The following is a 14,519-nucleotide window of genomic DNA, read 5'->3' on the forward strand; positions in this document are numbered from 1 at the left end:
TTTGTGATTCAGTCGACGCTCGCGCCGGGGACGGGTTCGTCACGCCGGCGCAGCAGGGTCAGGAAGCGCGATGTCGCCGCGGGCCGCTCCGCCGGTGCCATGGCCGGGGCTTGCGTCTGCGGCGCCAGCGTCTGCTCGCCCAGGGCGTTGGTCTGCTCGCGCAACTCCTTTTGCAGCCGGAACACGCTCTGCGGGCGCTCGGCCGGCGTCAGCCGCAGGCACCATTCGACCAGGTCCACCAGCCCGTTGGTGTAGCTGCTGCGCAGCCGCGCCAGGGCTTCGCCCATGCGGTCTTCCTTTTCGCGCTGGTTGGCTTCCTGCGGCGGCATGCCGGCCATGCAGGCGTAGAGCGTGGCGCCCAGGCTGTAGACATCGGTCCACGGGCCCAGGTCGGAATGCTTGCCATAGAGCTCGGGCGCGGCAAAGCCGGGGGTGTACATCGGCTGGAAGCGGGCCGCTTCCATCGTCAGGGTCTGCCGCGCGGCGCCAAAATCCAGCAGGATCGGGGATTCGTCCTCGCGCAGGTAGATGTTGCCGGGCTTGATGTCCAGGTGCAGCAGCTTGTGGATATGGACCTCGCGCAGGCCGCTCATCAGGTCGTGGAAGACCTTGCGCATGAAATGCTCGCGCAGCACTTTGGGGCCGCCTTGCTGCCGGGCGGCCAGCACGTGCTCCTGCAGCGTCTTGCCCAGCTCGTAGTTCATCACCATGTAGACGGTGGAATTCTCGCGGAAGAAATTCACTACGCGCACTACGCTGGGATGGGAGATGCGGGCCAGCGAGCGGCCCTCTTCAAAGAAGTATTTCAGGCCCAGCCGGAACGCGGCGGCGTTTTCCTCGGGCACCACGGGGATGAGTTCGCCCGGGTTGCGCCGCGCCAGCGACGCCGGCAGGTATTCCTTGATGGCAACTGGCGCGCCGGTATCGTCGGTGGCCAGGTAGACGAAACTGAACCCCCCGCTGGCCAACTTCTTTACAATACGATAGTTGGACAACAGCGTGCCGACGGGCAGCGGTGCACTCTTCGGTTGTGTCGTGCCCTTTGGCTCTGTCATGGGAATAGGGACCTGATTTGCCTCCGGATTGTCCGGGCTAATCGGTCACTTGTAAAGAACACAAATAAGGGCATTGTTGCCCTCCTTTCAACGTATTGAGAGCGTCCCCGGGCTCCCATGCGGGGCGCTCGAGGCGGACGTACGCGGGCCGCCAGCAGCCCGGGGCCGCCGCCATTCACGAGAACATCCAATGATCCACAGCATGACAGGCTATGGCCTGGCGACGCGCCAGGCGCCATTGACCAACGCGCAAGGCGAGCCCAGCGGGCGCTCCGCGTCCGTTTCGGTGGAATTCCGCACTGTCAATTCGCGTTTCCTCGACCTGTTGTTCCGGGCCCCGGAAGAGTGCCGCGCCTTCGAGCCGGCCCTGCGCGAGATGCTGATGGCCGAGCTGTCGCGAGGCAAGCTGGAGTGCCGCATCAACCTGCAGCGCACCGACGCCGGCGGCGCCACCCTGGCCCTCAATGAAGGGCTGCTGGCGCAGATCCGCGCGCTGGAAACCACCGTCGCCGCCACCTTCGCCAGTGCCGGCACCCTGCGCATGGGCGAGATCCTGCGCTGGCCGGGCGTGCTGGTCGAGCCGGAACTGTCGCAGGAGGCACTGCGCGAGGCGGTGCTGGGCGCCGCGCGCGAGGCGCTGGACCAGCTGCTGGAAGCCCGCCGCCGCGAAGGCGACGCGCTCAAGGCGACGCTGATGGAGCGCATCGACGCCATGCTGGCGATCGTCGAGCGCCTGACGCCGACCATCCCGCAGCTGATCGCCCATCACCAGGACAAGCTGACCGAGCGCCTCCAGGAGGCCTTCAACCTGGCCGCGCCTGCCGGCATGCCGTCGATGAGCCGCGACGAGATCGCCGAGCGCATCCGCCAGGAAGCCACCGTCTACGGCATCCGCATCGACATCGCCGAAGAGCTGTCGCGGCTGCAGGCGCACCTGAACGAGACCCGGCATATCCTGAAGAAGGGCGGCCAGGCCGGCAAGCGCCTGGACTTCATGATGCAGGAGCTCAACCGCGAGGCCAACACGCTTGGCTCCAAGGCCGCCGCCAAGGAACTGGCCGACGCCTCGATGGAGCTCAAGCTGCTGATCGAACAGATGCGCGAGCAGGTCCAGAATCTCGAATAAAGACAGTTCCAGGAATCACCAAAGAATCATCATGAGCCCAACGCCTCAATCCGCGCCCCACACTGCCATCGATACCGTCTACCCCGGCAACCTCTTCATGGTGGTGGCGCCGTCCGGAGCCGGCAAGTCGACGCTGGTCAACAAGCTGCTGTCGCAGGACCCGGCCATCCGCCTGTCGATCTCGCACACCACGCGCGCGCCGCGCCCGGGCGAGCAGGACGGGCGCGAATACCACTTCGTCACGGTCGACGCGTTCCGCGCTGCGCGCGATCGCGGCGACTTCCTGGAATGGGCCGAGGTCCACGGCAACTACTACGCGACCTCGCGCGTGTGGATCGAGCAGCAGATGGCGCAAGGCAACGACGTGCTGCTCGAGATCGACTGGCAGGGCGCGCAGCAGGTGCACCAGCGCTTTTCCAACGCGGTCGAGATCTTCATCCTGCCGCCGTCGCTGACGGCGCTGGAAGAGCGCCTGAAAAAGCGCGGCCAGGACGAGCCCAATGTGATCGTGCGCCGGCTGCTGGCGGCGGGCAGTGAAATGGCCCACGCCTCGGAGTCGGACTACGTCATCATCAACGAGGTCTTCGACGATGCTCTGGAGCAGTTGCGCAACGTGATCAGCGCCACGCGGCTGCGGTTTTCCTCGCAGAAAGCGCGGCATACGGAGCTGTTTATCGAGCTGGGCATCCACTGAGCCGATGCCTGCCGATGACAGCCGCGCGAGGCGCCGCCGGCGTTTTCCGCCGCGTGCTGTAAAATAGCAACCCAACGTAAGGTTTTGTCCCAAGGTGGATTTGATATGGCGCGTATTACCGTCGAAGATTGTCTGAAACACATTCCGAATCGCTTCGAGCTCGCGCTGGCGGCCACGTATCGTGCCCGTCAGCTGGTGCAGGGCCACACGCCCAAAGTCGAAGCAAAGGACAAGCCGACTGTGGTGGCACTGCGCGAGATCGCGTCGGGCCAGGTCGGCATCGAGATGCTGAAGAAGGTCCCGACCTGATTGGTCAGGCGGCCCATGGCTTATCCTCGCATCGTGCCAGCACGTATCCAGCCGGATTCCAGGGGCCGCCGCCATGCCTTCGCCGCATTCGCCCTCCAAGCCTCCCTCCCAGCCGTCGCCGACTGCCGTGGCGCCGGCGCTTGGCGATGCGGCCCCGCCTTCGGCGCGTAAGCGCACCATTCCGGGCCAACCCTCCGTGAACGCGCGCACCGGCGCTCCCAATCTTCCCGATCCGCTCGGCGGCGATGTCGTCGGCGAACGTGCCGTCGCGCCCGCGCTGGCGCCGGGCAAGGCCAGGGGCGCGGCACTGCAGGACGAGCTGGCCGCGATGCAGGATGTGGCGCCGGCGGCTGACAGCCTGTTTATCGACGCAGTGCTGGCGCAGTCATACCGTCACTTCTTCGGCCCGACCTCGCAGCCGGCGGTGCCGCCGCGCCAGCAGGTCATCTCCATCACCCGGCTGATGGAGAAACTCGCGTACCTGAAGGCGCCCGACCTGGCGCGCGTGCGCGAGGCCTTCCAGTTTTCCGACGAAGCCCATCTGGGCCAGTACCGCCAGAGCGGTGAGCCCTACATCACCCATCCGGTGGCGGTGGCCGAGCTGTGCGCGGACTGGAAGCTGGATGTGCAGTCCATCATGGCGGCGCTGCTGCACGACGTGATGGAAGACCAGGGCATCACCAAGAGCGAGCTGGCCGAGAAATTCGGCCCCAAGGTCGCCGAACTGGTCGATGGCCTGACCAAATTGGACAAGCTCGAATTCCAGAGCCGCGAGCAGGCGCAGGCGGAGAGCTTCCGCAAGATGCTGCTGGCGATGGCGCGCGACGTGCGCGTGATCCTGGTGAAGCTGGCCGACCGTACGCACAACATGCGCACGCTCGACTTCGTGCCGCCGGAGAAACGCCGCCGCATCGCGTTGGAGACGATGGAGATCTATGCGCCGATCGCGCACCGTCTCGGTCTCAACACGATCTACCGCGAACTGCAGGAGTTGTCCTTCAAGGTCGGCTCGCCGTTCCGCTACGCCACGCTGGAGAAAGCCGTCAAGGCCGCGCGCGGCAACCGCCGCGAGGTGGTCAAGCGTATCCTGGAAGCCGCGCAGAAGGGGCTGGCCGATGCCGGCATCGTGGCCGAACTGTCCGGGCGCGAGAAAACGCTATACAGCATCTACCGCAAGATGCACGACAAGCAGCTGTCGTTCTCGCAGGTGCTGGACGTATATGGTTTCCGCGTGGTGGTGGAAACGCAGATGCACTGCTACATGGCGATGGGCGCGCTGCACGGGCTGTACAAGCCCATGCCCGGCAAGTTCAAGGACTACATCGCCATCCCCAAGATCAACGGCTACCAGTCGCTGCACACCACGCTGGTGGGCCCGTTTGGCACGCCGGTGGAGTTCCAGATCCGCACGCGCGACATGCACCAGATCGCCGAGGCCGGCGTGGCTGCGCACTGGATGTACAAGCACCAGGCCGACCACGCCAACGATATTCAGCAGCAGGCGCACCAGTGGCTGCAGTCGCTGCTCGATATCCAGAGCCAGACCGGCGATTCGCAGGAATTCCTGGAGCACGTCAAGATCGACCTGTTCCCGGATGCGGTCTATGTGTTCACGCCCAAGGGCCATATCCGCGCGCTGCCGCGCGGCGCCACCGCGCTGGACTTTGCCTACGCGGTGCACAGCGATCTGGGCAACCAGTGCGTTGCGGTCAAGATCAACAACGAGATGTTGCCGCTGCGCACCGAGCTCAAGAGCGGCGATATCGTCGAGGTGGTGACGGCGCCATACTCCAAGCCCAATCCGGCGTGGCTGTCGTTCGTGCGCACCGGCAAGGCGCGCGCGGCGATCCGCCACTACCTGAAGACCACCAAGCTCGACGAAGCCATCCAGCTCGGCGAGCGCCTGCTGGAACAGTCGGCGCGCCAGCTCGGCTTCGAGCTCAAGGCGGTGCCGCAGTCGGTGTGGGACCGCATGGTCCAGTGGACCGGCAACAAGCAGCGCGAAGACATCTTTGCCGACCTGGCACTGGGCCGGCGTGTGCCGGCGGTGGTGGCCAAGCGCATGGAGATCCTGCTGCAGGAGCTGTCCGGCGATGTTGACAGCGCGCTGCTGGCGGCGGTGCAGACCTTTGCCGGCGAAGAAGCGCCCGCGGTGCCGATCACCGGCGACGAAGGCATGTCGATGATCTTCTCGGCGTGCTGCCGCCCGATCCCGGGCGATTCGATCGTCGGCTACCTGGGCAAGGGCGAAGGGCTGCAGATCCACGTGCAGGACTGCAAGATCGCCAAGCGCCTGCACAGCAAGGATCCTGAGCACTGGATCGACGTGATGTGGGCCAAGAAGACCACGCGCGCCTTCGATGTATCGATCAAGGTGATGGTGCGCAACGTCAAGGGCATCGTCGCGCGCGTGGCGGCCGACCTGACCGCCGCCGATGCCAACGTGGCGCACGTGGCCATGGAGCAGCAGGACGCCGGCCACCAGGAAGCCACCTATATGCAGTTCATCATCCAGGTACAGAACCGCCTGCACCTGGCCAACGTGATGCGCGGGCTGCGCCGCAACCCCGACGTCATCCGCATCTTCCGCGACCGCAACGACGGCTGAGCGCCGCTCGGCAGCGTGGGATTACTCGGCGCCGCGCGGCGACGGGTAGCGGACTTCCAGGATATCGATCTGCTCGACCCCGGCCGGCGTGCGCAACGCCACGGTGTCGCCTTCGCGCGCCTTGATCAGCGCCTTGGCGATCGGCGAGATCCAGCTCACGTGGTTGCTGTCCAGGTCGACTTCATCCATGCCGACGATGGTGATGGTGGTTTCTTCGCCGGCGCGATTGGCGTAGGTGACGGTGGCGCCGAAGAAAATCTGGTCGTTGTCGCCCTGCAGGGACGCGTCGACCACTTCCGCCTTGTCGAGGCGGCGCGTCAGGAAGCGGATGCGGCGGTCGATCTCGCGCAGCCGCTTCTTGCCATAGAGATAGTCGCCATTCTCCGAGCGGTCGCCATTGGAGGCCGCCCACGACACGATCTGCACCACATCGGGCCGGTCGACGTCGATCAGCTGCATCAGCTCATTGCGCAGGCGGTTGTAGCCATCGGCGGTGATGTAGTTCTTGGTGCCGGGAGGTAGCGGCGTTGCGCCTTCGGGGAGATCGTCGTCCTCGTCGCCGGACGACTCTTTGACAAATGCCTTGTTCATGTTCCGGATCACTTCTTGGGTCTGTCATTATAGGAAAACGCCACAGGCGAACCTCGCCGGCGGGCATCTGCTGCGCCCCTTCCAAGGAAAGATCACAAAAAAGTTGCGAAGGGGCTTCCCAAAAATAAAAACTGGGTTATAATCTTTTTCTCGCGTGCGGCTGTAGCTCAGTTGGATAGAGTACTTGGCTACGAACCAAGGGGTCGTGGGTTCGAATCCTGCCAGCCGCGCCACCTATGCAGAAAGAAAAGGGCTTCCGGAAACGGAAGCCCTTTTTCGTTTCCGTCCTCTCGCCGTCGTGCCGTTCGACCTGTGCGCTGCGGCGACCGTTCCCGCTTTCCCCTGCACCCAACGCGTCGCCTGCGATTGCTGCGTCACGCCTTGCGGTCGCGCGTGCGGCCTCCTAGGCTCGAATCAGGCACAACCTCGACCCTGGGAGCTGAGCGCATGGAAAACGCAGAGTGGCGCGTTGAAGAGTACCGCGGCATGGATGTCTATGTCCTGGTATCGCCGCAAGGGCAGGACAGCATCGGCCGTTGGGGCTATGAAGTCCGCGTGTCGCAGGAAGGCGCCGACCCGGCCGACGCGGGCGATACCGAGTTGCTTGCCAGCGGCCCGCAGCAGTTCGCCACGCGCCATGCGGCAGAGGTGGCTGCCTTCGGCGCGGGCTATGCCCTGGTGGACCGGCTGCTGGGGCCCGCCGAATAAGGGCTGCGCGTCATTGTGATTGGCGCAACGGCTTATATCATGCCGTGATCTATTGCTATTGACGCGGATCATTTTTGATCCGGCCCGGCATTCCTACGCTGGAAATGAAGCGAGCGAAGTCTCGCTCGGTCCATGAACCGGACGGCAAAGCCAGGCGCATTGCATGACGGCGCGAGGCACGAATGAACGATTTCATGCGCACGGCAAAATAGCGCTTGCCATGCGCGGGTGAATCGCCCATAATCCGTCTCCTTCAGACGCGGGGTGGAGCAGTTGGCAGCTCGTCGGGCTCATAACCCGAAGGTCGCAGGTTCAAGTCCTGCCCCCGCAACCAACGCCTTATCTCAGTATCCAGCGGCATTCGCCGCAGTCCTTCAAGGCGTTGTTCTCAAGGCCGTCCGGCCTGACTCACCCACTGCTCCGATGTGATTCCGCGCAACCCAAAGGCATGGCCTTGCAGCGTTCGTGCGCCTGCTCGCTAGGTGCGCACCAGTTCCGCCGCACGCCTGAACGTATCGCGCACCAGCGGCTGGTCTTCACGCTCCGCGGCGTCGGCATGCTCACGCAGCCGCATGGCCAGCACCGTCAGTGTGCCTTGCGCCTGCGGCCCGCCCGCGGCCTGGCACTTGGTTACCGCTTCGCGCATCACCGCATCGAGCTCGCCGCTGACATCGGCACCATCGAAGGCGCTCACCGAGAGAGCCGAGATGCGTTCCAGGTAGAGATTGACCAGCGCTTCATCGTGTAGCGGTTCGGACATGTCGGCTCCTTGTCGGTGACGGGGATACAAACCCCATTGTAGTGAAGCCGCCGCCCGCACAGGATCAAACAGTAATGATTCTTGTTCTTGTCCTTTCCGCGCTTCCCATACAATGTGCACCTGCCCAATTTATCCCGATGTTATTGCCATCATGATGCTGCAGATTCCCGACGTACTGTCCAAGGCCCAGGTGGCGCAAGTCCGGCAAGTCATCGACGCGGCGGCGTGGGCCGACGGCAATGAGACCTCGGGTTACCAGTCGGCGCTGGCCAAGCGCAACCTGCAGTTACCGGAGGGCTCGCCGGCGGCGCGCCAGGTGGGCGACCTGATCCAGGACGCGCTCGGCAACAATGCGCTGTTCTTCTCGGCGGCGCTGCCGCTGAAGGTCTATCCGCCGCTGTTCAACCGCTATGAGGGCGGGCATACCTTTGCCAATCACATCGACAACGCGATCCGCTACCTGCGCGGCACCAGCTTCCGCATCCGCAGCGACCTGTCGGCGACACTGTTCCTGACCGAGCCGGAGGAATACGACGGCGGCGAACTGGTGATCGAGGACACCTACGGCCAGCAGCGCGTGAAGCTGCCGGCCGGGCATATGGTGCTGTACCCGGCCACCAGCATCCACCACGTGACGCCGGTCACGCGCGGGGCGCGGGTGTCATCGTTCTTCTGGATCCAGAGCATGGTGCGCGACGATGGCCAGCGCGCGCTGCTGTTCGAGCTGGACGCACGTATCCGCCAGGTGGCGCAGGAGTTCGGCCAGGCGCATGAATCGGTGATCGGCCTGACCGGGGTCTATCACAACCTGCTGCGCCGCTGGGCGGACGCCTGAACGCCGGCGGCGCCCTCTCAAGGGCGCTGCATCACGTCAGCCAGCAAGCAGGCGCGACTATTCGTCGCGCCGTCGCTGCATCTGCAACAGTTCGATCGGAGAGGGCTGGATACGCCGCCGCGCCGGACGCAGCGCGCGGTTGGGCCACAGCACGTAGTTGGTGTGCGGATCCAGCGGCTTGCCGAAGTACGAGACCCAGACCTGTACGCCTTGCTCGGTTTCGGCAATGATGGCCGCGACGGCGCGCGCCGCGGCGGAAGGGGACTTGAGCAGCTCCGCCAGGGCTTCGACGCCCTGCACGACATGGTGCTTCACCCCGGCAAACCATGCGTACTGACGCATGGCGGACAACAAACGCTTGGTCATGAACGCGACTCTGGTTGTGTGGAAAGTGCGAATGAGACCCGCACGCTTCCGATTTGTTCACGGCAGTTTGCGAAATACCAGCATGACTGCGACGCCATCTCGCCGGGATGGCATGCGCGCGGGATGCGTCACCTGATATCGCTCCTGTGCCGCTCGCGTCACGTGGCGTGCGGCGGCTCAGGTACCAGTGCAGAGAGTACCATTGCCAGCCGGTCCAGGGCAGGATCGATATCCAGCAGGTCGATGGCGCCGAAGCCCAGCAGCAGCCCCGCGCAGGTAGCAGGGGGCGAGGCATAGCAGGGATCGAGCGTGGCAAGCGCCAGGTCGGCCAGGCGCGCCATCGAGACCAGCGCCTCGGACGCCACCGGCACGCGCAGCCGTGCCGCCAGGTGGAAGCCCGCCATCGCCGGCAGCGGCTCCAGCCACGGCGACAGGTCGCCCTGCAGCCGCGCCAGCAGGCGGGCGCGGCGCTGGGCGTGGCGCGCGTGCGAGCGCCGGATATGGCGCAGCAGGTGCCCCTCGGACAGGAAGCGCGCCAGCGCCTGCTGGATCAGCGTCGGCGTGTACCAGTCCATCAGGTGCTTGACCTTGCGCGCGGCCGGCATCAGCCAGGGCGGCACCACCAGGTAGCCGCCGCGCAGGTTCGCCACCAGCGTCTTCGAGAAGGTGCCGAGGTAGACCACGCGGCCATGCCGGTCCAGCGTCTGCAGCGCGTCCAGTGCCTGGCCGCCGTAGCGGAATTCGCTGTCGTAGTCGTCTTCCAGGATCACCGCGTGGCGGCGCGCCGCCCAGTCCAGCAGCGCCTGGCGCCGCGCCAGGCTCATCGGCACGCCCAGCGGCGACTGGTGCGAGGGGGTGACATAGACCAGCGTGGCATCGTTCGGCAGTGCGTCCACCACCAGCCCTTCGCCATCGACCGGCACTGGCACCACCCGTGCGCCCAGCCCCTGGAACAACGAACGCGCCATCGGGTAGCCGGGATCCTCCATCGCCACCACGGCGCCGGGCCCGAGCACCAGCCGGGCCAGCAGGTCGATGCCCTGTTGCGCGCCGCCTGTGACCAGGATGTCAGTCGGCATGCTCTGCACGCCGCGCGTGAATGCGATATGGCGGGCAATGGCCTGGCGCAGCACCATCTCACCGGCCGGATCGGCGGCGCCGGGCGGACGCTGGCGCTCGGCGGCCAGCGCCGCGCGCACGCAGCGCGACCAGGCTTCATGCGGAAAGCGCGTGGTGTCGGCCTGCCCCGGCTGGAACGCATAGCGCGCGCCGCCGGCGGCGTCCAGGAACGGCGTCGGCACCGCCATCCAGCGCTGCACGGCGGGCGGCAGCACCGGCGCAGCCGCCATGCGCACGGCCGGGCGGGACAGCCCCTCGGCCACATAGGTGCCGTCGCCGACGCGCGCGTGCAGCCAGCCCTCGGCCACCAGCCGTTCATACGCCGTGGTCACCGTCTTGCGCGCCACGCCCAGCTGCGTGCCAAGCAGGCGCGTAGGCGGCATGCGTGCGCCGGCCCCGAGCCGTCCGCCCTGGATTGCGTCGCGGATCTGGTGGACGATCTGCGCGGTCAGGTCGCTGGCTTGGTCCAGCGCGAGATGCAGTTCCATGAGGGTACGCGTCGATCAAAATTGGTCTACTGATTCTGCCGGAAATTGGCAGTGTACGGGACCAATCGATGCGTCTATCTTTCATCCCAACGGGCGCGACACAGTGCCCGCCGAATCCAACCTGTCAAATCGGAGATCGATCATGGAAGAACGGATGAACTGGCAAGACGTGGCCCCTGACGCGTACAAGGCAATGATCGGCCTGGAGGTCTACCTGGCGCGCTGCTCGCTGGAGACCACGTTGAAGGAACTGGTGAAGATCCGCGCCTCGCAGATCAACGGCTGCGCGTTCTGCCTGGACATGCACATCATCGATGCGCGCAAGCATGGCGACAGCGAGCGCCGCTTGAACCTGCTGCCGGCCTGGCGTGAAGTGAGTTGGTTCACCCCACGCGAGCGCGCCGCGCTGGCGTGGACCGAGGCGCTCACGCTGCTGCCGCAAAGCCAGGCGCCGGATGCGGACTACCAGGCCTTGCGCGAGCAATTCTCGGAAAAGGAAATGGCCGACCTGACCTTGCTGATCTCGGCCATCAATGCATGGAACCGCTTTGGCGTCGGTTTCCGGCGCCAGCCACCGGCGCTCTGAGCCACGGCGCACATTCGCCTGACCCCAGCCTGACCCCTGCCGCGGCCTGCCGATTGACAAGCCGCGGCGCAGTGCATTAGCTTCTGTTGCAGATGCTGCACAAATGGCAACCGCCGGCGGCGCCGGCATCGGGGGCATGGTGGCGATACGTCAGGAGGGCGGCGAAGCCGGGGCCGAGGGTACCGTCGAGGCCCGGCGCGAGCGCGGCAGGGCCGCACGCCAGAAGGTGCCGTGCGGTGCGCATGAAGCCATCGGCAACGTCGACCGCGACCCCGTCGAACTGCTGGAAATCAGCAGCCACGGCCGGGTGGAGCGGCTGGTGCCGCTGCGCTATGGCCGCGTGATCCAGTCGCCGTTCGCCTTCTACCGCGGCAGCGCCATCATCCAGGCGCACGACCTGGCCGGCACCGCGGATTCCGGGCTGCATATGCAGATCTGCGGCGACTGCCACCTGGCCAACTTCGGCGGCTTTGCCACGCCCGAGCGCGCGCTGCTGTTCGACCTCAACGATTTCGACCAAATCAGCCCCGGCCCGTGGGAATGGGACCTCAAGCGCCTGTGCGCAAGCTTCGTGGTGGCGGCACGCCACCTGCAGCACAAGGCCGGCGTGGCCGAAGCCGTGGTGCGCGAGGCGGTGGGCAGCTACCAGCGCCGCATGCTGGCCTATGCCGAAATGGGCATGCTTGGCATATGGTACGACCGCATCACCTTCGAGCGGCTGCTCGAAGAAGAAACCTTGCCCGAAGTCCAGAAACGCATCCGGCGCGGCATGGAGCGCGCCGCCGACCGCACCCACGAGTCGCTGCTGCCCAAGTTGGCCGAGCGCATCGGCGACCGCTGGTCGATACTCGATACGCCGCCGGCTATCTTCCGCGTGCGCGGCGAGCAGACGCTGTTCGGGACGGGCGACGACTGGCTGGCCGCCAGCGACGCGGATCTGGCGCTGGACCAGGCCTACAAGGACTACCTGTCCACGCTGGCTCCCGACCGGCGCCAGCTGCTCGGCCATTTCACGCGCCATGACGTGGCCTTCAAGATGGTCGGCGTAGGCAGCGTGGGCACGCGCTGCCTGGTGCAGCTGATGTGGACCAGCATGAGAAGCCGCTGTTCCTGCAGGTCAAGGAGGCCACCAGGTCAGTGGTGGCGCGTTACTTCAAGAGCGCGCCGAGCGCGCACGAGGGCCGCCGCGTGGGCGAGGGCCAGCGCCTGATGCAGGCCGCGAGCGACCTGTTTCCTCGGCTGGACCAAGGGGCTGTTCGGGCGGCACTTCTATATGCGGCAGCTGCGCGACATGAAGCTGTCGGCACAGATCGAGCTGATGGATGGCGACCTGCTCGGCCGCTATGCCTCGCTGTGTGGCTGGGTGCTGGCGCGGGCGCACGCCAAGGCCAGCGGCCTGGCCGCCGAGGTCAGCGGTTACCTGGGCCGCAGCGACCGCATGGCCGACGTGATGGTAGGCTATGCCAATGGCTATGCCGACCAGGTCGAGCGCGACTACGATCAGTTTGTCGCCGCGTGCCGCTCGGGGCGCCTCGAGGCGCGCACCGATGCCGACATGGCTGCTGATTTCCGCGTGTAGCCCACGCATCTTGCCTGGCCAGGAGTCTGCCCATGACAGAAGACACCCTGCTGCAACTGATGACGGAAGTCGAGAAGGAAGACCCCATCGACTACGCCGACCTGCCGTTCGACGACGCCGCGCTGCGCCGGCTGGCGTGCCGCCTGATCGCCGAGCGTTCCAGCGAGATGGAGGCGTCCGGCCTGCCGGTGGAAGCACTGCTGGCCACGATGTGGGCCTCGACCGCCAAGCTGGTGCTGGAGAACCTGGTGCTCAACGCGCGCCTGCTGACGCTGCAGGGCCTGCCCGACGACGCCCAGGCGCTGATCGAGCGCATCGCGCGCCAGTCGCGCGGCGGGGCCTGAACGCGCCAGCCTGACTGCGCGGCCCGCACCCCGGGCAATGTGCCGCAATCATCTCAAGCTGCGGCGGCTCTGCCGTTTCGCTAAAATACGCGTTTTCACCCAGCCGGTCCGCGCTGTGACTGACACGCGGCGGAGGCGGCTGACCAGGAGGATTTCGGTGATCAAGTGGATAATCGTCGCGGGCTACCTCGGTGCCGTCCTGTATGTGCACTTCCGCGGCAAGGTGCGCCTGCGCATCTGGCGCCAGCTGCTGGACCATTCGGCCCTGGTGGCTCCAATCAACTGCTTCATGTATGCGTTCTCGGGCGTGCCTCGCACGCCGTACATCCCGGTCGACAACTTCCCCGACCTGGAAAAGCTGCGCGCCGCCTGGCCCGAGATCCGCGATGAAGGGCTGGCGCTGGCCGCGATGCGCAAGATCAAAGCCGCGGACAAGAACGACGACGCCGGCTTCAATTCCTTCTTCAAGTACGGCTGGAAGCGCTTCTACCTGAAGTGGTACGAGGCCCAGCACCCGTCGGCCGAGCAGCTCTGCCCCAAAACTGTGGCGCTGCTGCGCGAGCTGCCCACGGTGAAGGCGGCGATGTTTGCCGAGCTGCCGCCGGGCGGCAAGCTCAACCCGCACCGCGACCCGTTTGCCGGCTCGCTGCGCTACCACCTGGGCCTGGCCACGCCGAACGACGACCGCTGCTTTATCGAGGTCGACGGCGAGCGCCACAGCTGGCGCGACGGTGAGGGCGTGGTCTTCGACGAAACCTACCTGCACTGGGCCGAGAACCGCAGCGATGCCAACCGGCTGATCCTGTTCTGCGATATCGAGCGTCCGATGCGCTACGGCTGGGCTGCGAAGTTCAACCACTGGATGGGCCGCAAGGTCATGACCGCGGCCAGCTCGCCCAATGACGAGCACGACCAGACCGGCATGATCAACCGGCTGTTCCGCTTTGTCTGGCTGGGCGGCCAGTATCGCCGCCGCTTCAAGGCCTGGAACCGCCAGCTTTACTACGTCACCAAGTTTGGCCTGATCGTGCTGGGCGTGGGGCTGATCGTCTTCCTGTAAGCAGCAAGAGAGCCGGCGCAAGCCGGCTCTTTGCCTTGGGCGGGCAGCGAGCGCCGTTCACATCCCGCTTTGCGACCCTGTTCCGGAGATCCCGATGCGCGTCCGCTCCGCACTGTGGCTGGCCGCCGCCCTTGGCGCCGCCGCTTGCACCACGACACCTGAAGAACGAGCCGCCAGCAGCGCCGCTGCCGTCGGCAAGCCCAACCCCGCCTCCTTGACATCCCCCCGTCCTCAGCCTTCGGCTGCCGCCTTACGGCGGAAAGGACGAGGATTCCTACGGCGCTACGTGAT

General features: G+C 65.9%; 15 protein-coding genes, 2 tRNA genes and 1 pseudogene. 12 read left to right on the forward strand and 6 right to left on the reverse strand.

Annotated features, from left to right (window positions below; all coding sequences use genetic code 11):
* Positions 1-8: 8 nt before the first annotated feature.
* The gene (locus AC3WL8_RS29925) at positions 9-1,055 is read right to left on the reverse strand and encodes a serine/threonine protein kinase (protein ID WP_035819595.1); all 1,047 of its coding nucleotides are present in this window, start codon (positions 1,053-1,055) and stop codon (positions 9-11) included.
* Positions 1,056-1,245: 190 nt separating this feature from the next.
* Between AC3WL8_RS29925 and AC3WL8_RS29930 the strand changes: the two genes are divergently transcribed.
* The 4 genes from AC3WL8_RS29930 (at position 1,246) to AC3WL8_RS29945 (ending at position 5,792) form a co-directional block, all read left to right on the forward strand.
* The gene (locus tag AC3WL8_RS29930) at positions 1,246-2,181 is read left to right on the forward strand and encodes a YicC/YloC family endoribonuclease (RefSeq protein ID WP_013955935.1); all 936 of its coding nucleotides are present in this window, start codon (positions 1,246-1,248) and stop codon (positions 2,179-2,181) included.
* 31 nt (positions 2,182-2,212) lie between these two features.
* Entirely contained in the window at positions 2,213-2,875 is a 663-nt protein-coding gene (gene gmk, locus AC3WL8_RS29935; RefSeq protein WP_010809225.1) for a guanylate kinase, read from the forward strand.
* A 105-nt stretch (positions 2,876-2,980) separates the two neighbouring features.
* Entirely contained in the window at positions 2,981-3,184 is a 204-nt protein-coding gene (gene rpoZ, locus AC3WL8_RS29940; protein ID WP_006578656.1) for a DNA-directed RNA polymerase subunit omega, read from the forward strand.
* 196 nt (positions 3,185-3,380) lie between these two features.
* Positions 3,381-5,792, forward strand: coding sequence for a RelA/SpoT family protein (locus tag AC3WL8_RS29945; protein WP_041228319.1), 2,412 nt, complete (start codon positions 3,381-3,383; stop codon positions 5,790-5,792).
* Positions 5,793-5,813: 21 nt separating this feature from the next.
* On the opposite strand, the gene greB is transcribed toward AC3WL8_RS29945, so the two are convergent.
* Positions 5,814-6,383 (reverse strand): transcription elongation factor GreB, encoded by a 570-nt coding sequence (gene greB / locus AC3WL8_RS29950; RefSeq protein WP_013955937.1) that lies wholly within the window; start codon positions 6,381-6,383, stop codon positions 5,814-5,816.
* 156 nt (positions 6,384-6,539) lie between these two features.
* Between greB and AC3WL8_RS29955 the strand changes: the two genes are divergently transcribed.
* Both AC3WL8_RS29955 and AC3WL8_RS29960 read left to right on the forward strand, forming a co-directional pair.
* Positions 6,540-6,616 (forward strand) — tRNA-Arg (locus tag AC3WL8_RS29955).
* A gap of 214 nt (positions 6,617-6,830) precedes the next feature.
* The gene (locus AC3WL8_RS29960) at positions 6,831-7,091 is read left to right on the forward strand and encodes a hypothetical protein (RefSeq protein WP_013955938.1); all 261 of its coding nucleotides are present in this window, start codon (positions 6,831-6,833) and stop codon (positions 7,089-7,091) included.
* Between the two features lie 55 nt (positions 7,092-7,146).
* On the opposite strand, the gene AC3WL8_RS29965 is transcribed toward AC3WL8_RS29960, so the two are convergent.
* On the reverse strand, positions 7,147-7,332 hold the full coding sequence (locus tag AC3WL8_RS29965; RefSeq protein WP_013955939.1) for a hypothetical protein: 186 nt from the start codon (positions 7,330-7,332) through the stop codon (positions 7,147-7,149).
* A 17-nt stretch (positions 7,333-7,349) separates the two neighbouring features.
* Between AC3WL8_RS29965 and AC3WL8_RS29970 the strand changes: the two genes are divergently transcribed.
* Positions 7,350-7,425, forward strand: a tRNA-Met gene (locus AC3WL8_RS29970).
* 144 nt (positions 7,426-7,569) lie between these two features.
* On the opposite strand, the gene AC3WL8_RS29975 is transcribed toward AC3WL8_RS29970, so the two are convergent.
* A complete protein-coding gene (locus AC3WL8_RS29975; protein WP_013955940.1) occupies positions 7,570-7,851 on the reverse strand; it encodes a hypothetical protein in 282 nt (93 codons plus the stop codon).
* Positions 7,852-8,002: 151 nt separating this feature from the next.
* Between AC3WL8_RS29975 and AC3WL8_RS29980 the strand changes: the two genes are divergently transcribed.
* Complete coding sequence (locus AC3WL8_RS29980) at positions 8,003-8,686, forward strand: Fe2+-dependent dioxygenase (protein WP_492379429.1); 684 nt, start codon at positions 8,003-8,005, stop codon at positions 8,684-8,686.
* A 57-nt stretch (positions 8,687-8,743) separates the two neighbouring features.
* Here AC3WL8_RS29980 and AC3WL8_RS29985 read toward each other — a convergent pair whose 3' ends face one another.
* Together AC3WL8_RS29985 and pdxR are read right to left on the reverse strand one after the other, a co-directional pair.
* Positions 8,744-9,052, reverse strand: coding sequence for a hypothetical protein (locus tag AC3WL8_RS29985; RefSeq protein ID WP_013955942.1), 309 nt, complete (start codon positions 9,050-9,052; stop codon positions 8,744-8,746).
* Between the two features lie 158 nt (positions 9,053-9,210).
* Positions 9,211-10,659, reverse strand: a complete 1,449-nt coding sequence (gene pdxR, locus AC3WL8_RS29990; RefSeq protein ID WP_153956182.1) for a MocR-like pyridoxine biosynthesis transcription factor PdxR — start codon at positions 10,657-10,659, stop codon at positions 9,211-9,213.
* 142 nt (positions 10,660-10,801) lie between these two features.
* On the opposite strand from pdxR, the gene AC3WL8_RS29995 reads away from it, so the two are divergent.
* The 4 genes and pseudogenes from AC3WL8_RS29995 (at position 10,802) to lpxO (ending at position 14,228) form a co-directional block, all read left to right on the forward strand.
* Entirely contained in the window at positions 10,802-11,245 is a 444-nt protein-coding gene (locus tag AC3WL8_RS29995) for a carboxymuconolactone decarboxylase family protein (protein WP_153956183.1), read from the forward strand.
* A gap of 136 nt (positions 11,246-11,381) precedes the next feature.
* Positions 11,382-12,824: pseudogene (locus AC3WL8_RS30000) on the forward strand (DUF2252 domain-containing protein).
* Positions 12,825-12,856: 32 nt separating this feature from the next.
* Positions 12,857-13,168 carry a hypothetical protein gene (locus AC3WL8_RS30005; RefSeq protein WP_013955947.1) on the forward strand — a complete coding sequence of 104 codons (312 nt, stop codon included), beginning with the start codon at positions 12,857-12,859 and terminating at the stop codon, positions 13,166-13,168.
* A 157-nt stretch (positions 13,169-13,325) separates the two neighbouring features.
* Positions 13,326-14,228: a lipid A hydroxylase LpxO gene (gene lpxO / locus AC3WL8_RS30010; protein WP_013955948.1), complete on the forward strand. Its 903-nt coding sequence runs from the start codon at positions 13,326-13,328 to the stop codon at positions 14,226-14,228.
* Positions 14,229-14,519: the final 291 nt, after the last annotated feature.

The sequence above is a fragment of the Cupriavidus sp. FW305-F7 genome, assembly GCF_058782875.1.